Here is a 17,846-nt window from a genome sequence, read left to right as displayed (position 1 = left end):
GGGGTCCGCTGCATCACCGCTTGATCAGCGGCACGAGTGCGAGGGCCCCGAGGATCGACACCACCCCGCACACCGCGAGGAAGCGCCAGTCTCCGAGCCACGTCGCGACCAGTGGCGTCCCCGCCCGGGCCAAGGCCATGGGGACGGTGATGGCGGCGAGGACACTGGCGAAGTGCGCGACGCCGAAGCTGTCCGCCAGGATCGACGGACGGGCGATGACGCCGACGCCCTGTCCCAGTCCCACCGCCGCGACGCACAGCAGGGTGAGAGGGATCGACAACCCGGCCAGCGGCAGCAGCAACAGCCCCGCGCCCTGTACCGCGAATGCGAACGCCGTCGCGGGGGCGAGGGGTACCCGGCGGGCCACCGTCGTCAGCATCAGCCGGGACAGGATCTGCAGCGCCCCGACGGCGATGGGCACCGCGGTCGCGACGGCTGTCGAATGGCCGATGTCGAGCAGATAGGTCACCACGAGCAGCAGGAAGGCGGAGGCCGCACCGGCCTGCGCGACGAAGGCGATCAGCAGGAGCCAGAACCGCCGCTGCCGCAGCGCCGAGCCGATGGGGACACCGCTGCGTGCGCGCGCGTGGCTCTCGTGGGCCGCTCGTGACGGGATGGCGATCAGGTGCGCTGGTACGGAGGTGACGGCCAGCGTGACAGCGAGTACGACGAGCGTGGTGCGCCAGCCCAGTTCGGAGTTCATCCAGCCCAGGACCGGATACACCAGGTAGGTGGCGAACCCGGCGATCATGGTGACCATCAGGATCGCCCGGTCGCGCTCGTACGGCTCGGTCGCGACGACCAACACCGCGAAGGCTGCTTCGTAGGTCGACATCACAAGCGACATGCCGATCAGCGCGAACGCCACGTACAGCAGCGCCACCGAGGTCACCTGCGACCACAGCAGCACGGCCGCGGCCCCGATGATCGATCCGGCCGTCATGACGAGGCGTCCGCCGTGGCGATCGAGGATGCGACCGACGGGGATCGCGACGAGCGCACCCATCAGGGTGGACACGGTGGACGCCCCGGCGATCGCGGTGCGGGACGTCCCGAGTTCGTCGGCGATGGGGATGAGCACGACGGGGAGGATCTGCACCATCGCGACATAGCCGATGGTGCTGGTCAGCGAGAACACGGCGACAAGGAGACGCCGGGAGGTGGGAGCGAGGAGGTGTGGAGTGCGGGTGTCCGTCGTCATCCGCGCAACAACGGCAACAGGTGCTCGCCCTGGCGCTCGATCTCTCGCAGGTAGGGGGTGTCGGACAGGACGAAGTGGGTGATCCCGAGATCCTGGTACTTGCGGAGGGACTTCGCGACGTCCTCCGGAGAGCCGACCAGCCAGGTGGTCGCGGCGCCGCCTCCGCCGTATCTGCCGGGTGCGGTGTAGAGGTTGTCGTCCAGGACGTCGCCACGCTCCGCCAGGTCGAACAGTCGCTGCTGTCCGACCGCGCTTCGCCGATGCGGATTGGTGCCCTCGGCAGGCTGGGTGCTCGCCGAGTTCGCCTGCAGCGCCGCCATCTCCGCGACCCTCGCTTCGGCGTCCCTCCACGCCTGCTCGGAGGTCTCTCGGACGAATGTCGTGATCCGCAGCCCGAATTCGAGGGGCGGATGTTCCCGCCCGATCTCCTCGCTGAGCGCCCTGAGCCGCTCGATGCGTTCGCGGACACCGTCGAGCGGCTCGCCCCAGAACAGTTGGACGTCGGCCTCGGCTGCGGCGACGCGCTCGGCGGCCTCCGACGCCCCGCCGAAGTACAGCGTGGGATGGCGACGGCCCTGCCGCGGCTCGATACGCGGAGCCACGGTGGAGTTTTCGACCTGGAAGTGCTCGCCGTGATACGTCACTCCCTCCTCGGTCCAGAGCCTGCGAACCAACTGCAGGAACTCGCGGGTGCGGGCGTACCGGTCCGCTTGGTCGCCCTCACTGTCGCCGTATGCGGCGAGGTCGTCCTTGCCGGAAACGATGTTGATGCGAAGACGCCCGTTCGTGAGGTGATCGAGAGTCGCTGCCGCCGCCGCGAAATTGGCGGGCCGCCAGTAACCTGGCCGGATCGCGACGAGCGGCTCGAACGAGGTGGTGCGAGCCGCGAGGGCGGTGGCGACGGTGAAGGTGTCCGGCCGGCCCCAGCCGGCGCCGAGCAGAGCCCCCGCAAAGCCGTGTCGCTCCAGGGCGAGCGCCTGCCGGGTGAGGGTGTCGAGGCTGTTGTGGCCGTCGACCGTGTCGTCGCCCCGGTGTCCGGGGTCGGTCTGATTCGGGATGTACCACAGAAATTCGGAGCTCATCGGTCTTCCTGATCGGTGTGGGCCCAGCGGGATTGCGCTGAGCTCGTGTGCCCGGGCCGCTCAGCGCGCGAGTCGGGTCAGCTGTGCGTCTCGCACGTCGGTGGTCTGTCCCTGGACGAGGACGAAGAGCGCCGATCGGGCGTACAGCTGCGCGGTGTCGTCGAGCCGGATGCCATGGCCCGCGCGTGCGACGACGAGTGCTCGGGTCAAGGTGGTCAGCGCTTCTCCGCTGGCGGCTTTCGTCGCGAGCCGCTCGCCGATCCGATGCCGGCCGTCGCGGGTCGCCTGGGCCTCGTCGGCCAGCGCGTACGCATCGGTTCGCAGTTGCGCGACGCGAGGTCGCCACGCCGCGGCGACGTCCCCGGCGAGCTGGTTCCGCGTCTGTTCGAGCTCGCGGAGTACGGACTCGGCGAGCCCGAAGTGGTGGGCCCTGGCATCGCTCGACGTTCCGAGATCCGTGTTGCGCCAGTCGGAAAGGGGCTCTGTGCCGATGACGTTGACGTCGGGAACCTCGACATCGTCGAGGACGACCTGTTCGGTGCGGCTCCCCGCCACGGCGCTCAGACCGAGGGGCTCGGCCCGGGTCCGGTCGCCGACCGGGACCAGTGCGGTGACCACGGTGCCGGTCGACGCCTCGACGGCGGCGACGGTGAGGACCGTGTTCAGGCCCCAGCCGCTCACCCACGAGACGGTTCCGGAGAACGTCCATCCGCCGGAGGTCCGGGTCGCGGCGATGTAGTGACGTGGGAACCGCCGCACGTCACTGACGGCGGCACCGAGAAGCACACGGCCACGGAGGATCTCGTAGCCGATCTCCGGCAGCTCGGTGCCCTTGGCCAGGGTTTCGGTGAGGCGGCCCACGATCGGAGCGTGTTGTGCCCACACCAGCCAGGTGTTGAAACACGCGCCGGACAGGATCTCGTGCAGGCGGCGGTCGCCGCCCCGGTCGATCCCCGCGCCGCCGAACTGTGCGGAGGCGGCATGGTTGAGCAGGCCGTTTCGTGAGAACTCCGCGATCCGCTCGGCGTCGACACCGGTCCGGTCGGTCTCCAGCGCGGTGGGTCGAAGGACGGTCTCGGCGTAGTGGGCGACGCGGGCGACGAACGGATCGGCGTCTGCGGCCGTGACCGCCTCGGCCGCCGTCCGAGTGGTGACGTCGGCGACTGTCATGGAAGCGAGTCCTCTCCTGGCCGATGCGGGGTGTGCACATGGCACAGCGTGCGCGAGACACGGTGCTTGACGATGCAGCCAAAGCTACTGCGGTGCAGCTTTTGTTGATCACCTTTGGAATCAGCGTGAACTGAAGCGATGACCGGAAAGTTCGCGAGTGATTGGGTGTGCTCCGAACACCGATGCGACCGCGCCGCATCCGGCCTCTCCTGGCCGTGCGGTCTGCGCAGCCTCCGGCCTCCCCTCACCCCTCGAAGAGAACGCCCTGATGAGAACAATGAACGCTATTCACGAGAAGGGGCGAGCACTGTTGCTCGCCAAGAGATTCCGTCGCACAGCGGTCTCGTCCGTGTCGGCTGTGGTGGTCGCGGCGTCACTCGCCGCGTGCGGCGGAGGGGCGTCGTCGGCGCCGGCCACAGACGCGGGACCCCCGGTGTCGGGCGGAACCCTCACCTTCTACGACCCCGTCGAGTACGCGGCCTGGAAGCCCACCAACTCGCTGTGGTCCAACAGTCAGGTCACCAACAACTTGGGTGAGCGACTGATCTGGCAGGATCCCGAGACGGGTGAGTACCGGCCGTGGCTGGCCGAGTCGTACCAGGTCAGCGACGACCACCTCGCGTACACCTTCACGCTCCGTGAGGGCGTGACCTTCAGCGACGGCACCCCGCTGAACTCCGAGATCGTCAAGCTGAACTTCGACCAGCACGGCACCGGTGATCCGGCGCGCGGAATCACCCAGGATCCGTTCTGGACCGACTACGCCGGCACCGAAACCCCGGACGACCGCACCGTCGTGGTCCGGCTGTCCAAGCCGAACGCCGGGTTCATCCAGATCCTCTCCAACTACCGCGCCAGCTCGATTCTCGGGAAGTCCACCATCGAACGCGACCTCAACGGGCAGAGCGACCTCCGAAACTGGGTCGGGACAGGGCCGTTCGTCGTCGAATCGGTCGATGGCACCACCGGGGTCACCCTCAAGCGGCGCGAGGACTACAACTGGGCGCCCGAGGGCGCCGGCCACACCGGCCCCGCCTACCTGGAGCGGGTCGTCTTCAAGACGGTTCCCGAGGCGGGGACGAGGGTGGGTGCGCTGCAGTCGGGCGAGGCTCAGATCGCCCGCAACATCGCTCCCTACGACGAGGAGACGGTGACGGCCGGAGGTGGCGTCCTGCTGCCGATCGCGGTGCAGGGCGAGGTCAACGACCTGACGTTGCGCCTGTTCGACCCGCAGTCACCGACCCAGGACAAGAAGGTGCGCCTGGCACTGCAGGCGGCAACGGACCGACAGGCGATCAACGAGGCGGTGCTGTCGCCCAACTACGGCGTGCCGAGCAGCGCCCTCGTGGCAGGCACGCCGTTGCGCGGCGACTCCGGCAGCTACCTCGAGTACGACCTCGACAAGGCGAAATCGCTGCTCGACGAGGCGGGTTGGAATCCGGGTTCGGACGGCATCCGGGAGAAGGACGGAAAGCGGCTGTCGTTCGCGATCCGTGTCGCGCCGTACTACCAGGTGTCCCAGCCGGTCCTCGAAGTGCTGCAGTCGCAGTGGAAGGAGGCGGGCATCGAGATCGTCATCACCAGCCCGTCGCTGACGGAGTACGAGTCGCAGCTGGCATCGGCACCGGACTTCTACTTCACGCAGGGGCAGACGTCGACAGCCGAGCCGTCCGTGCTGCGGACCTCGTACGGCACCGATCGGCAGAACGTGACGAAGAACGTCGCGCCGGATCGCACGCTCGACGAACTCCTCGCGGCGCAGTCGTCCGCCTTCGATCCGGCCGAGCGCAAGAACGCGATTCAGGCGATCGAGGACCGCATCTTCTCCGAGGGCTACTCGATTCCGCTGTACGACGAGACGCAGGTCTTCGGTCTCGCGCCGAACATCCACGGGTTCACGACCGAATCCACCGCCAGGTCGTGGCTCTACGACACCTGGATCTCGGAGTAGGGGGACGCCGGCGATGCGGAACTATGTCCTGAAGCGGATCGCGCAGGCGGTGCTGGTGCTGTGGGCGGCCTATTCGCTGGCCTTCCTGCTTCTCAGCGCGCTGCCCGGCGACGCGGTGACGAACCGGGTCCAGAACCCGGACGCGCAGATCTCCCCGGAGTCGGCGCAGGCGCTGATCGAGTACTACGGACTCGACCGGTCACTGTGGGAGCAGTACGTGAGCAGCCTCACGGCCGCCCTCCGGGGCGATCTGGGAATGTCGCTCACCAAGGGAACGAGTGTGACCGAACTGATCGGTGACGTGTTGCCGAGCACGCTCGCGCTCACCGGGTTGGCGTTGGTCTTCGGAATCGTGTTGTCCGGTGTCCTCGCGGTCGCCGTCAACTATGCGCCCTGGGAGTGGCTGCGCAGTGCTGTCGGTTCGGTACCCGCACTGTTCGGTTCGGTCCCGACGTTCGTGGTCGGAATCCTCGCCCTGCAGTTCCTCTCGTTCGGAATCCACGTGATTCCGGCCACCGACGACGGTTCGTTCGTGGCGCTGCTCGCGCCTGCGGCGACCTTGGGAATCCTCATCGCGGCTCCGCTGGCGCAGGTGCTGAGCACCTCCATCGCCTCGGTTCGGCATCAGCCTTTCGTGCACGTCCTGCATGCGCGGGGCGCAGGTGAGAGATACATCTTCCGCCGTGGAGTCCTGCGGAACGCATCGCTTCCGGTGCTGACGCTCCTCGGCCTGGCCTGCGGCGAGCTGATCGCCGGCTCGGTCGTCACCGAGGTGGTCTTCGCCCGCCCGGGGCTGGGCAACCTGACGGTGACCGCGGTGAGCACGCAGGACCTTCCGGTCCTCCAAGGTGTCGTGTTGGTGGCGACGCTGGCGTACGTGTCGGTCAACCTTCTGGTCGACCTGACGTACCCGTTCATCGATCCCCGAATTCTCGTCGATGGTAAAGCTCAGCGCGTCAGCAGGATTCGGCGCAAGGCAGTACGCCCCGCGATCGCAAGCAGCCGTGGGGCGGGAGTCGTCGCAATCCCCGCGCCGCGCGGACTGCCGCTCGAGGTGTCCATGCCATGACGCTCACACCCGAAATTCTCGACACCGACCCGCAGGACACCAGCGGACCCCGCGGGCCGGCACCCGAATCGCGCCCGGCCTCCCGCGCGTGGAACGCCGTCCGCCTGTCGTCCCGGCACTGGGGGCTGGCACTGTCGGTGACCGTCTTCACCGTCGCACTGCTGTGGGCGCTCGTCCCCGGCCTGTTCACCTCCTACGATCCGATCGCCATCGACAACGCCAGCAAGCTGAAGCCGCCGTCCGCGGATCACTGGTTCGGCACCGACCTCTTGGGCCGAGACCTGTACGCGCGCATCGTGTACGGCGCCCGCGCCTCACTGTTGGGTGCCAGCCTGGCGGTCGCGGTCGCGGTGGTGGTCGGGTCGCTGCTCGGCGCCGTGGCCGGCTGGTTCGGCGGCTTCGTCGACAGCGTGGTCATGCGCCTCATCGACGTGGTGCTCTCCATCCCCGGATTCCTGCTCGCCATCACGATCGTCGTGCTCTACTCCGCCACCCTCGGCGGAGCCGGACTCGTGCCCGCGGCCGTCGCCGTCGGCCTGACGTCGGCGGCCACGTTCGCGCGACTGATCCGCTCCGAGGTGCTGAGGGTGCGCGCCAGCAACTACGTCGAGGCCGCCGTCACCAGCGGCGCATCGACCTTCACGATCCTGCGGCGCCACGTCATCCCGAACTCGCTGGCCCCGACGGTGTCGCTGATCGCGGTGCAGTTGGGTATCGCCATCATCTGGATCGCGTCACTGAGTTTCCTGGGCCTGGGCGCCCAGCCGCCGGATCCCGAATGGGGCCTGCTGGTGTCCGACGGTCGCAACTACATCGCGACCAGGGGATGGCTCACGCTGTACCCGGCGCTGACCATCGTCGCCGTCGTCCTGTCCACCAACCACATCTCCCGCCATCTCGAGAAACGGACCGTGCGATGAGCCTGAATCCGATTCTGTCCGTTGCCGGCCTGAGCGTCGGCTACCGCACGAACGGCGAACTCCGACCGGTGCTGCACGACGTCAGCTTCGACGTCGAACCCGGACAGGTCCTTGCTCTGGTCGGTGAGTCCGGCTCGGGCAAGACCACCACCGGGCACGCCGTCCTCGGCCTCCTGCCGGGCAACGGTGAGGTGATCGGTGGGAGCATCACGTTCCAGGGCCAGGACCTCACTGCGCTGGGCACGAAGGGATGGCGGGAACTGCGGGGCCGGTCGGTGAGCCTGATCCCGCAGGACCCGACGGTCTCCCTCGACCCCGTCCGTCGTGTGGGTCACCAGGTGGAGGACGTCCTGCGGCTGCACACCGACCTCGACGGCGATGCCCGCCGCGCGCGGGTCCTCGAACTGTTCGAGCTCGTCGGGTTCACCGACGTCGAACGCCGCTACCACCAGTACCCTCACGAGCTGTCGGGCGGAATGCGTCAGCGCGTCCTGGTGGCCGCTGCCGTCGCGACCGACCCGGATCTCGTCATCGCCGACGAACCGACATCCGGCCTCGACGCGACCGTGCAGAAGCAGGTCCTGGACCTGATCGACAGCCTGCGGGAGCGGTCGTCCACGGCCATCGTGCTCGTGACCCACGATCTCGGTGTCGCGGCCGACCGGTCCGACCTCATCGGCGTCATGCAGCACGGCCGCCTCGTGGAGGTGGGCGCGACCGCCGATGTCATCGCGAATCCACAGCATCCGTACACGCAGCGGCTGCTGGGAAGTGTTCCGTCACGAATGGGATTGCGCGAGAACAGAAGTTCCGAGACCGACGCCCGTGAGACGGTCATCGAGGTCTCCGATCTGCGCAAGGAGTACGGCGACGTCGCGGCAGTCGGCGGGATCTCGTTCCAGGTCAGGAAGGGCGAGACGTTCTCGATCGTCGGCGAGTCTGGCAGCGGCAAGTCGACGACGGCGCGCATCCTCGCCGGACTGACGCCCGCGACCGCCGGCCGGGCGTCGCTGCTCGGCACCGACATCACCGGGCTCAGCCGCCGCGAATTCCGTCCGCTGCGGCGCAACGTGCAGATCGTCTACCAGAACCCGTACTCGTCGTTCGATCCGAGGTTCAGTGTCTTCGACGTCGTCGAGGAACCGCTGCGGTCGTTCGACGACAGCGGCCGCTGGGGAGTGCGGCGGAACCGACGTGCGAACGCGGACAAGGTGGCGGCGGCGTTGGAGGCGGCCGCGCTGCCCGCCGACTTCGCCACGCGCCATCCGCGTGAGCTATCCGGCGGGCAGCGGCAGCGGGTGGCGATCGCGCGGGCGCTGGTACTGGAACCGAGCATTGTCGTGCTCGACGAGCCGATCTCCGCGCTCGACGTGTCCGTCGCCGCCCAGATCCTGGAACTGCTGCAGCGGTTGCAGGACGAGCTCGGGCTGACCTATGTCTTCATTTCCCACGATCTCGCCGTCGTGGCCGCGATCTCGGATCGGGTCGCGGTGATGCGGCAGGGTCGCATCGTCGAACAGGGCACCGCCACCGACGTCTTCACCGCTCCCCGGGACGACTACACCGTCGCCCTGCTGGATGCGGTCGCGGGCCGTGCATTGACCACCACTGGAGGACTCTCATGACAACAGCGCCACTGAGCGCGCCGCGACCTTCTCCGCCGCAGCCGGAGGCATTGGACGAGGCGCGCGTCCGAATCCGCCGGATCTTCGACGAACTGGCCGTGGGTGCGGGCGAACGCGACCTCACCGGTGAGCACCCGTACGAGCTGGTGCAGTCCCTGGCCGACGCCGGCTTCGGAAAGCTCCGTGTGCCGCGCGAATTCGGAGGCTTCGACGTCGACCTGCCGACGCTGTTCGAGCTGCTCGCCGAGGCCGGGCAGGCCGACTCGAACGTTCCGCAGATCTGGCGTGGACACTTCACGACAGTCGAGATCCTGCGGCAGGAGACCGATACCGACGTGCGGGCGGTGTGGCTTCGCAAGGCGTCCGAAGGGGCGGTGTTCGGGAACGCGCAGTCCGAGCCGTCCGCGCAGGTCGCCGGACTCGCGTCCGGGGACGGGTGGGGTTCGATCACGACGACCGTCCGTCGCACCGACGCAGGCGACCGTGTCGTGTCGGGCACGAAGTTCTACTCCACCGGCTCCCGCTTCGCCGACTACATCCGCGCCGCGGCATCCGACGGAGAGGGCGGACGCACGTTCGTCGTCATTCCGGCACGCCACCCCGGCGTGCTGCACGTCGACGACTGGGACGGCATCGGACAACGCCAGACCGGAAGCGGAACAACGATATTCACCGACGTCCCGGTGGAGGAGCATGGTGAGGTCGGACGGTACAGGGAGTCGCTGCGCGGGTTGGACTCGTTCGTGCAGGTCGTGCACCTGGCCAATCTGGTCGGCATCGCACGCAGCGTCGTCGCCGAGACGATCGCCGTCGTCCGCGGCCGGACCCGCACGAGCCGCCACGCGCTCACGCAGGACGCGGCGCAGGATCCCGACGTCCTCGCAGTGATCGGCGATCTGCACGTCCGCGCGCGGACCGCGGAAGCTCTGCTCGCGCACGCGGCCGCGCGCCTGGAGGCCGCGCATGCCTCGGGTTCGGAGGACGACTTCGTCGACGCGTACGTCGAGACGTCGACGGCGCAGCGGGGTGTCATCGACGCCGTGCTCGGCGCCGCGGACCGCGCATTCGACGCGGGCGGGTCGTCGACGGTCCGCAGCGGCATCCACCTCGACCGGCACTGGCGCAACGCGAGGACACTCGCGTCGCACAACCCCGTCATCTACAAGCCACGGGTGATCGGGGACTACCTGGTCAACGCGAACGGCCCGGTGTCCGGCTACTACGCGGGCCGCCCCGGAGAGGACCAGTCGTGACCAGGCAGCTGCACCTGAACGTCAACATCCTCAACGCCGGTGTCTTCGGGGGGTCGTGGCGCCTGCCCGGCACCGACGGACTGGCGAGCTACGGGATCGACCACTACACCTCGATCGCCAAGAAGGCCGAGGCGGCGAAGCTGGATGCGGTGTTCCTGGCCGACGGCCCACTGCTCGATCCGAGCATCCGGCACCGCACCGGCAACAGCCTGGAGCCGACAACGGTGCTGGCACGGATCGCCGCGCAGACCGACGCCATCGGACTGATCGGAACGCTGTCCTCGTCCTACAACGACCCCGACGAGATCACCCGCAGACTGGGCGATCTCGACCACGTCAGTGGTGGCAGGTTCGGTTGGAACGTCGTCACGACGGCGGGCCCGGTCGCGGCCCGGAACTTCGGGCGTGCCGGCGAACCCGACCACGCACTGCGCTACCAGCGGGCCGCGGACCTGGTGGAGCGGGTCGTGTCCGGCTGGGCCGGACGCACCGAGCAGGTGTCGCCGCAGGGCCGTCCGGTGGTGGTGCAGGCAGGTGGCTCGAGCGACGGCAAGAAGCTCGCCTCCCGAGTCGGGGAGGTGATCTTCTCCGCCGACCAGGACATCGACAGTGCGCGTGCCTTCCGGACCGAACTACGCGACGGTGCGGAGCAGTTCGGTCGCAGCCCGGACGAGATCGTCGTCCTGCCGGGGCTGTCGACGGTGCTCGGGAGCACGGAAGCCGAGGCCCGGGAGCGCCGTGAACTCCTCGACTCCCTCCTGCCCGACGCCTATGCGCGGGCACGTCTCGGCGGGCAGCTCGGGTTCTCCCTCGACGGCCTCGCCGACGACGAACCGATTCCCGCCGAACTGCTGAAGGATCCGGACCTCGCGGGAGGGTCGCAGACCTTCTACCGGGTGGTTCTCCAGATCATCGAGCAGGAGAATCCGACGCTGCGCCAGCTGCTCACGAAGCTCTCCGGTGGTGGCGGCCACCGGATCGTCGTCGGCACACCGGAACAGGTCGCGGACGACATCGAACGCTGGTTCCGCTACGGCGCCGCTGACGGCTTCAACGTGATGCCGGACGTATTGCCCTCGGGTTTCGACGATTTCGCCGATCACCTGGTGCCGGAGCTGCAGCGTCGGGGACTGTTCCGCACAGAGTACGAGGGCACCACGCTGCGTGGGCACCTCGGGCTCGGGCTTCCCGGCGTCCCGGCCGTGTTCGACCAACGACTCGTGAGCGCAGGGTGAGGAGAATCCGATGAGTGTTCTGATCGAGCTGGCGGTGGGGGATCCACGCGCCGGCACGCGGCACGTCTCGTTGGCCGATGCGGACGCGATCGCTGCGGCGGCAACGGAACTGGGCGCCGCGGGCCTTCGGCTCCTCGACCGGGCGGACGACCGGCTCGCGACCGACCCGTCCGTCGCCGGGGCCTACCTCGCGGGCAGGCACGACGGGCTCGCGTACGTGATCGACGCGTCGACGACCAACAACGCCCCGTACAACCTCGCGCGGCGGGTGCTCTCGTTCGACCGCGCCACCGGCCGCGGCGTCGGGCTGGTGCTCCGGCCCGGGTCAGGTGACGAGGTGAGCGACGCCGTGGTGCCTGACACGACGGCGACGGACTCGGCGGAGCGGTGGCTCGAGTACGCCCGCATCCTCTCGGGGCTGTGGGCCTCGTTCCCCGCCGACGCGCTCCTCGGTGACCAGGAGGCCGCGATCGTCGCGGACGACAGCCGTATTCGTCCCATCGACCACGAAGGCCGCTTCTACCGGGTCGCCGGCCCACTCGACGGTCCGGCAACCACGCGCGGTCTTCCCACCACGGTCGTCGCCGACGCCGCGGCACTCGGCTGGGGCAGGGTCGCCGCCGTCGCCGACACGGTGATCGTCGAACTCGATGACATCGACGGGGCCGACGGGGCGCTCACGGCGGCACTGGAGGCGGCGGGCCGCCGCAGAGCGGACGTCACGCTGCTCGTCCGGGTCGACGGCGACGTCGATCCGGCGGGGCTGCGCGCCCGGTCCTCGGACGCGGGCACCGACGGCTTCGTCGTCGCGCCGACCGGCGACGCCGAGAGCATCGCCGACGCAGTGCGCCGACTCGTCCCGGCACTGGCATCGCCGGCGGGGGTGCCCGCATGACCGCGGTGCAGGAACTGGCCGCGCGGGCAGCGGGCGCCCCGGAGCCGACCGTTGCCGGAATCCGTGCCTCCATCTCCCCGGTCCTGGAACGGATCGCGGGGACAGCACGGGCGCGAGAAGATCTGCGCGACTACGCCTTCGACGAGGTTCGCGAGCTCGCCGGTCACGGCATCGGCGTGGTCGGGATCGCGCGTGGTGAGGGTGGCGCGGGTGGTTCCGTCCGCGATGTGGCCGACCTCGTCGTCGAGTTGGCTCGCGCCGACTCCAACATCGCGCAGGCGCTGCGGCCCACCTACCTCATGGCCAACCAGATCGCCTCACGTCCGGACCTGCCGCACCGCGACGCGAACCTGGCGCGTCTGCGCAGCGGCGCCCTCTTCGCGGGCACCGGCAACGAACGCAACGGCGGAGCCAGTGGGTCCGTGTCGACCGTCGCCCGTCGCGTCGACGGCGGCTACCGTGTGACCGGGCGGAAGTACTACTCGACCGGTGGCCTGTACGCGTCGTACTTCTCGTCCCAGGCCGTGACGGACGACGGGACGATCGTGCGATTCACCGTCCCCGCCGACCGGCCCGGCGTCGAGCGGCTCGACGATTTCGACGCGGTCGGACAGCGCCTGACGCAGAGCGGTTCCACGGTGCTCACCGACCTGTGGGTCGGTGACGACGAAGCGACCGTGACGGGGGAGGAGCAGCCCGACAATCCGTGGGGCGGATCGTTCGCGCAGCTGTACCTCGCGGCAGTGCAGGCCGGCATCGCGGCGCGGGCACTGGATGACGCGGTGTGGTTCGTGCGGGAGAAGGCTCGTCCGATCAAGCACAGCTCGGCGGCGAGCAGCGTCGACGACCCGTACGTCCGCCAGACGGTGGGCGAGATCGGTGCCAAGGCGCGGGCTGCGCGAGCGGTCGTGCTGGTGGCTGCGGAGTCGCTGCAGGACCTGCGCGGCGTCACCGGTGACGCCGTACGGCGGGCTGGGGCCGACGCCGCGATCGGGGTCGCCGAGGCCGCGACCGTCGCGATCGAGTCGGCGCTCACCGCGACCGAACTGCTCTTCGACGTCGGAGGCGGCTCCATCACCGATCGCGGGCTCGGTTTCGACCGGCACTGGCGCAATGCGCGGACCGCGGCGAACCACAACCCTCGGCAGTGGAAGTCCGCGGTCGCGGGCGCCTACCACCTCACCGGCGAGGAGCCTCCCACCACCGGGCTCTTCTGACGGCGCACTCTCACACAGGCACAGTGAAAGGACATCCATGACCATCGACGCCACCCGGGTGCTCGGACGCACCGGCGTGCAGGTCACCCCCCTCACGTTGGGGTCCATGAACTTCGGACGCTGGCAGGAGGAAGACGAGAGCATCCGGATCATCGGCGCGGCACTCGACGCGGGCATCACGTCGATCGACACCGCCGACGTCTACGCGCAGGGCGTTTCCGAGGAGATCGTCGGCAAGGCGATCGCGGGACGTCGCGACGACGTGTTCCTCGCGACGAAGTTCAACGGGCAGATCGGATCCGATCCGCGCAACGCGGGTCTGTCCCGCCGCTGGATCGTCCGGGCGGTCGAGGACAGCCTGCGGCGTCTCGGCACCGACCGCATCGACCTCTACCAGGCGCATCGCCCCGATCCGAGCGTGAGCCTGCTCGAAACACTGCAGACGCTCAACGATCTGATCCACCAGGGAAAGATCCTGTACTACGGCACCTCGGTTTTTCCGGCGCATGTGCAGGTGGAGGCGCACTGGCTCGCCGAGAAGCACGGTTTGATCGCCCCCCACACCGAGCAGTTGCCGTACTCGCTCCTCGTGCGTGGCGCCGAGCGTGAAGTCTTTCCCGTGGTCCGCAAGTACGGTGTCGGCGTCCTCTCCTACGGACCTCTGGCCGCCGGCTGGCTGTCCGGCGAGTACCGCATCGGCGGCGAGCAGCCGGAATCGGCTCGCGCCGAGCTGATCCCGGGCCGATTCGACGTTGCGGAGCAGCGCAATCAGCGGAAGCTGGAGGCGGCAGACGCCTTGGCCCGACTGGCCGAGGAGAACGGCCTGACGCTCATCGACCTGTCCATCGCCTTCGCGCTGAATCATCCCGCCATCAGCAGCGTCATCATCGGGCCACGCACCCAGGAGCATCTGGAGGCGTACCTGAAGGCGGCGACCGTGGAGCTGAGCCCCGAGGTGCTCGACCGGATCGACGAGTTCGTCGACCCCGGAACCCAGTTCCTGGAACGAGACACCGGCCGCGACACCCCGTCGCTGCAACCGTCCGAGCTGCGCAGCAGCCACTAGAGACACATCACCCACCGCAGGAAGGGCACAAACCGATGACGTACGAGCTCAGCTACACCGCGAACCCCGACCGCTACGAGACCGTTCCCTACCGCCGCACCGGGGAGTCGGGCCTCGACCTGCCCGCCTTCTCCTTCGGTCTGTGGCAGAAGTTCGGCACCGACTACGCGTTCGAGACGCAGCGCGAGATCATCCTGCACGCCTTCGATCTCGGGATCACGCACTTCGACAACGCCGACCGCTACGGTCCGCCGCACCGGGCGGCGCAGAAGAACTTCGGCAAGGTGCTCGCCAAGGACCTGGCGTCCTACCGCGACGAGATCATCCTGTCGACCAAGGCGGGCAACAAGATCGGTCCCAGTCCGTACCTCAAGGGCGGTTCGCGCAAGTCGCTGCTGGCCTCCCTCGACCACAGCCTCCGCGACTTCGGCACCGACTACGTGGACGTCTTCTACAGCCACAGCCCGGACGAGTCGACTCCGCTGGAGGAGACGGTCGGCGCACTGGTGTCCGCGGTGCAGCAGGGCAAGGCGCTGTACGTCGGCATCTCCAACTACAAGCCCGAGCGTGCGCACCAGGCCGCCGAGTTGCTGCGCGCGGCCGGTGTTCCGCTGCTGATCCACCAGCCCCGTTACTCGATCTTCGACCGCAGCATCGAGCAGAACGGGCTGCTGGACCTGGCAGTGCGGGACGGCTTCGGCCTGATCACGTATTCGCCTCTGGCACAGGGTCTGCTGACGAACAAGTACCTCGAGAGCATCCCCGAAGGCGCGCGCGCGGTGAACAGCACCTTCCTCTCTCCGGACGCGATCACCGAGACCTATCGGCAGCGCGCCGCCGAGCTGAACAAGCTCGCCGAGGCCCGCGGGCAGTCGCTGGCGCAGCTGGCCCTGCAGTGGGTGCTTCGTCAGCCGGCCGTGACGTCGGCGCTGGTCGGCGCGAGCTCCACGTGGCAGCTCGATCACAACGTCAAGGCACTCGAATTCCCGCCGCTGACCGACGCCGAGCTCGCGCTCATCGACGAGCACGGTGTGCACGGCACCGGCCTGAACCTCTGACCTGAGTCACCTCGCTGGGAGCTGTCGACATGACGCGTTTGCACCTGAACCTGTCCCTCATGACGCCGGGGCACTTCCGCCACGCGTGGCGGCTCCCGCACGCCGACCCGGTCGCCTACCTCGACGTCGACCATTTCGTGCGGTTGGCCCGGATCGCCGAGGACGCGAAGATCGATGCCGTGTTCCTCGGCGACGGGCCGGCCCTGCGAGGCGAGATCGAGGAGGCGCCCGGCACCGGACTCGACCCGCTGATCCTGCTCGGGCACGTCGCGGCGGTGACCGAGAACCTCGGAGTGGTCATCACGAGCTCGACGACCTACAACTCGCCGTACAACCTGGCACGTCGGTTCCAGGCCCTCGATCACGTGACGAAGGGGCGGGCCGCCGTCAACATCGTCACCACCGGAACCCCCGCCGCTGCAGCCAACTTCGGCCTGCCGGATCACCCCGACAAGGTGACGCGCTATCGCCGCGCCTGGGAGTTCCTCGACGTGGTGACCGGGCTCTGGGACAGCTGGGGTCCGGACTGGCTCGTCGCGGACAAGGAATCAGGCCGATACGCGGATGTGGAGCAGATCCGGCGGATCGACCACGACGGGGAGTTCTTCTCCGTCGCGGGTCCGTTGCCCGTGCCACCCGGTCCGCAGGGCCGGCCGGTGCTGGTGCAGGCAGGTGGGTCCGAAGGCGGGCTGAAGCTCGCCGGCGACTTCGCCGACGTGGTCTTCACCGTGTCCCAGACCCGTTCCGGGGCAGTGGAGTTCCGCAACGGAATCAGGGCACGCGCCGCCGCTGCGGGGCGTCAGCCGGACCACGTCAAGATCTCACTCGGTGTCGTCGTGCTCGTCGCGGCGACCGAGGAGGAGGCGCGGACCCGGGCCGAAGCCCTCTACGCGACGCTGCCCGTCGAGCGTTTGTCGGCGGCTCTGCTGGCAAGCCTGGGACTCCCGGAGGGCTCGGTCGGGCCCGACGAGCCCATCTCGGCATCGGACCTCCCCGAGACGATCCCGGCGGGTGCGTTCTCGACAGGGTTCGCCACCGCAGTCAGGCGGCTGATCGAGGAGGGGCCGCGGACGCCACGGGAACTCGTCGCCCAGAGTGCGGGCGGCTCGGGGCACCGGCTGCTGGTGGGCTCGGCCGAGCAGGTCGCCGACGACCTCCAGTCGTGGTTCGAAGCGGGCGCCGCCGACGGATTCACCGTCATGCCTGCGGAGACCGCGGTGGACCTGGAGAACTTCACGTCCCTCGTCGTCCCGATCCTGCAGGAGCGGGGACTGTTCCAGCGGGAGTACGACGCGCCCACCCTGAGGGGCCGCTTCGGACTGCCGTTCGCCGGCAGCGCGGAAACGGCGGACGAGGAGGAGTCGGCGCAGCAGTCGGCCTGACACACCAGCGTCCCGGTGTCGCCGGATGTGGTTCAGATCCGGTAGAACGAGCGGGCGTTGCCGTCCAGTACCGCGTCCAGGTTGTCGCCGACCGCCTCGGTGATGGTGTCGAGGTCGGTCAGTTCGAAGGCCCGCCGGGCTCGGGTGCCGGGGAGGTCGGTGCCGAACATCAGCGCGGCCGGGTTGACGGCGTTGATGCGCCTGAGGGCGTCGCCGACGTCGTCGATGGTGGCCCGCCCGAAGCCGGTCGCCTTCACGCGCGCGCCGCGGTCGACGAGGTTGAGCAGGTACGGCAGCCCGCGCGTGGACATTCCGAGGTGGTCGATGCTGACCGCGGGAAGCTTCTTGAAGACCGGTTCGAGGGACAGCAGCAGAGTGGCGTCCACGTAGAACTCGGCGTGCCATCCGACGAGTTCCCACGCTCGAAGTGCTTGTGTGGTCAGCAGTTTGACGTCGGTGGCGCTGCGGCGGAGGTTGAACCGGACGGCCCGGACCCCGGCCTTGTCGAGCGCGACGATGTCCTCGTCCGTGGCGTCGGGCTCGAGTTGCGTCACGCCCACCCAGCCGGGCCCGAGCTCGCGCAGTGCCGTCGCCAGGTAGTCCTGGCCGGTGCCCTGATACGAGGCGGTCACGACCGCGCCGCCGTCCACGCCGAGCCCGAGGGCCGCGACCCGCTGCCGGTAGTCGGCGATGGTGAACGGCTCGGGCAGGTAGCCGTGATT

Annotated in this window: 15 protein-coding genes; 11 read left to right on the top strand and 4 right to left on the bottom strand. The window is 69.0% G+C overall.

From position 1 onward, the window contains the following. Window positions 1–13: 13 nt before the first annotated feature. From ACFSJG_RS23950 to ACFSJG_RS23940, 3 genes are read right to left on the bottom strand one after another with little or no spacing between them, the layout of a single operon-like run. Window positions 14–1,201, bottom strand: coding sequence for an MFS transporter (locus tag ACFSJG_RS23950; protein ID WP_378487718.1), 1,188 nt, complete (start codon window positions 1,199–1,201; stop codon window positions 14–16). Next, window positions 1,198–2,283, bottom strand: coding sequence for an LLM class flavin-dependent oxidoreductase (locus ACFSJG_RS23945; protein ID WP_378487717.1), 1,086 nt, complete (start codon window positions 2,281–2,283; stop codon window positions 1,198–1,200). Before ACFSJG_RS23945 ends, ACFSJG_RS23950 begins: the two co-directional genes overlap by 4 nt. Before the next feature lie 60 nt (window positions 2,284–2,343). Further along, window positions 2,344–3,453 carry an acyl-CoA dehydrogenase family protein gene (locus tag ACFSJG_RS23940; protein ID WP_378487716.1) on the bottom strand — a complete coding sequence of 370 codons (1,110 nt, stop codon included), beginning with the start codon at window positions 3,451–3,453 and terminating at the stop codon, window positions 2,344–2,346. Window positions 3,454–3,730: 277 nt separating this feature from the next. Here ACFSJG_RS23940 and ACFSJG_RS23935 point away from each other — a divergent pair, with 277 nt between their 5' ends. The 11 genes from ACFSJG_RS23935 to ACFSJG_RS23885 are packed head-to-tail and all read left to right on the top strand — an operon-like array spanning window position 3,731 to window position 17,124. Beyond that, on the top strand, window positions 3,731–5,404 hold the full coding sequence (locus ACFSJG_RS23935; RefSeq protein ID WP_378487715.1) for an ABC transporter substrate-binding protein: 1,674 nt from the start codon (window positions 3,731–3,733) through the stop codon (window positions 5,402–5,404). A gap of 13 nt (window positions 5,405–5,417) precedes the next feature. Next, window positions 5,418–6,473: an ABC transporter permease gene (locus ACFSJG_RS23930; RefSeq protein ID WP_378487714.1), complete on the top strand. Its 1,056-nt coding sequence runs from the start codon at window positions 5,418–5,420 to the stop codon at window positions 6,471–6,473. After that, the gene (locus ACFSJG_RS23925) at window positions 6,470–7,393 is read left to right on the top strand and encodes an ABC transporter permease (RefSeq protein ID WP_378487713.1); all 924 of its coding nucleotides are present in this window, start codon (window positions 6,470–6,472) and stop codon (window positions 7,391–7,393) included. Before ACFSJG_RS23930 ends, ACFSJG_RS23925 begins: the two co-directional genes overlap by 4 nt. Next, window positions 7,390–9,018, top strand: a complete 1,629-nt coding sequence (locus ACFSJG_RS23920) for a dipeptide ABC transporter ATP-binding protein (RefSeq protein WP_378487712.1) — start codon at window positions 7,390–7,392, stop codon at window positions 9,016–9,018. Before ACFSJG_RS23925 ends, ACFSJG_RS23920 begins: the two co-directional genes overlap by 4 nt. Further along, a complete protein-coding gene (locus ACFSJG_RS23915) occupies window positions 9,015–10,271 on the top strand; it encodes an acyl-CoA dehydrogenase family protein (RefSeq protein WP_378487711.1) in 1,257 nt (418 codons plus the stop codon). Before ACFSJG_RS23920 ends, ACFSJG_RS23915 begins: the two co-directional genes overlap by 4 nt. Continuing rightward, window positions 10,268–11,506, top strand: a complete 1,239-nt coding sequence (locus ACFSJG_RS23910; RefSeq protein ID WP_378487710.1) for an LLM class flavin-dependent oxidoreductase — start codon at window positions 10,268–10,270, stop codon at window positions 11,504–11,506. Before ACFSJG_RS23915 ends, ACFSJG_RS23910 begins: the two co-directional genes overlap by 4 nt. Window positions 11,507–11,516: 10 nt before the next feature. Continuing rightward, window positions 11,517–12,401: an LLM class oxidoreductase gene (locus ACFSJG_RS23905; protein WP_378487709.1), complete on the top strand. Its 885-nt coding sequence runs from the start codon at window positions 11,517–11,519 to the stop codon at window positions 12,399–12,401. After that, on the top strand, window positions 12,398–13,618 hold the full coding sequence (locus ACFSJG_RS23900) for an acyl-CoA dehydrogenase family protein (RefSeq protein ID WP_378487708.1): 1,221 nt from the start codon (window positions 12,398–12,400) through the stop codon (window positions 13,616–13,618). Before ACFSJG_RS23905 ends, ACFSJG_RS23900 begins: the two co-directional genes overlap by 4 nt. A gap of 37 nt (window positions 13,619–13,655) precedes the next feature. Next, the gene (locus tag ACFSJG_RS23895; protein ID WP_378487707.1) at window positions 13,656–14,684 is read left to right on the top strand and encodes an aldo/keto reductase; all 1,029 of its coding nucleotides are present in this window, start codon (window positions 13,656–13,658) and stop codon (window positions 14,682–14,684) included. Between the two features lie 35 nt (window positions 14,685–14,719). Beyond that, window positions 14,720–15,742: an aldo/keto reductase gene (locus tag ACFSJG_RS23890; RefSeq protein ID WP_378487706.1), complete on the top strand. Its 1,023-nt coding sequence runs from the start codon at window positions 14,720–14,722 to the stop codon at window positions 15,740–15,742. A 29-nt stretch (window positions 15,743–15,771) separates the two neighbouring features. After that, complete coding sequence (locus ACFSJG_RS23885; RefSeq protein ID WP_378487705.1) at window positions 15,772–17,124, top strand: NtaA/DmoA family FMN-dependent monooxygenase; 1,353 nt, start codon at window positions 15,772–15,774, stop codon at window positions 17,122–17,124. Window positions 17,125–17,156: 32 nt separating this feature from the next. Here the strand turns inward: ACFSJG_RS23885 and ACFSJG_RS23880 are convergent. Beyond that, window positions 17,157–17,846, bottom strand: a 690-nt coding sequence (locus tag ACFSJG_RS23880) for an amidohydrolase family protein (RefSeq protein ID WP_378487704.1), incomplete at its 5' end; no start/stop codon positions are given.

It is taken from the genome of Rhodococcus gannanensis, assembly GCF_042681175.1.
In the GTDB taxonomy this organism is placed as follows: Bacteria; Actinomycetota; Actinomycetes; order Mycobacteriales; family Mycobacteriaceae; genus Rhodococcus_G; species Rhodococcus_G gannanensis.
Note: the sequence above shows the minus strand (reverse complement) of the source record. Positions and strands in the feature narration are given on the sequence as shown.

Coding starts and splice junctions, on each gene's coding strand:
- ACFSJG_RS23950 (WP_378487718.1), bottom strand. CDS start 1,201: ATGACGACGGACACCCGCACTCCACACCTCCTCGCTCCCACCTCCCGG.
- ACFSJG_RS23945 (WP_378487717.1), bottom strand. CDS start 2,283: ATGAGCTCCGAATTTCTGTGGTACATCCCGAATCAGACCGACCCCGGA.
- ACFSJG_RS23940 (WP_378487716.1), bottom strand. CDS start 3,453: ATGACAGTCGCCGACGTCACCACTCGGACGGCGGCCGAGGCGGTCACG.
- ACFSJG_RS23935 (WP_378487715.1), top strand. CDS start 3,731: ATGAACGCTATTCACGAGAAGGGGCGAGCACTGTTGCTCGCCAAGAGA.
- ACFSJG_RS23930 (WP_378487714.1), top strand. CDS start 5,418: ATGCGGAACTATGTCCTGAAGCGGATCGCGCAGGCGGTGCTGGTGCTG.
- ACFSJG_RS23925 (WP_378487713.1), top strand. CDS start 6,470: ATGACGCTCACACCCGAAATTCTCGACACCGACCCGCAGGACACCAGC.
- ACFSJG_RS23920 (WP_378487712.1), top strand. CDS start 7,390: ATGAGCCTGAATCCGATTCTGTCCGTTGCCGGCCTGAGCGTCGGCTAC.
- ACFSJG_RS23915 (WP_378487711.1), top strand. CDS start 9,015: ATGACAACAGCGCCACTGAGCGCGCCGCGACCTTCTCCGCCGCAGCCG.
- ACFSJG_RS23905 (WP_378487709.1), top strand. CDS start 11,517: ATGAGTGTTCTGATCGAGCTGGCGGTGGGGGATCCACGCGCCGGCACG.
- ACFSJG_RS23900 (WP_378487708.1), top strand. CDS start 12,398: ATGACCGCGGTGCAGGAACTGGCCGCGCGGGCAGCGGGCGCCCCGGAG.
- ACFSJG_RS23895 (WP_378487707.1), top strand. CDS start 13,656: ATGACCATCGACGCCACCCGGGTGCTCGGACGCACCGGCGTGCAGGTC.
- ACFSJG_RS23890 (WP_378487706.1), top strand. CDS start 14,720: ATGACGTACGAGCTCAGCTACACCGCGAACCCCGACCGCTACGAGACC.
- ACFSJG_RS23885 (WP_378487705.1), top strand. CDS start 15,772: ATGACGCGTTTGCACCTGAACCTGTCCCTCATGACGCCGGGGCACTTC.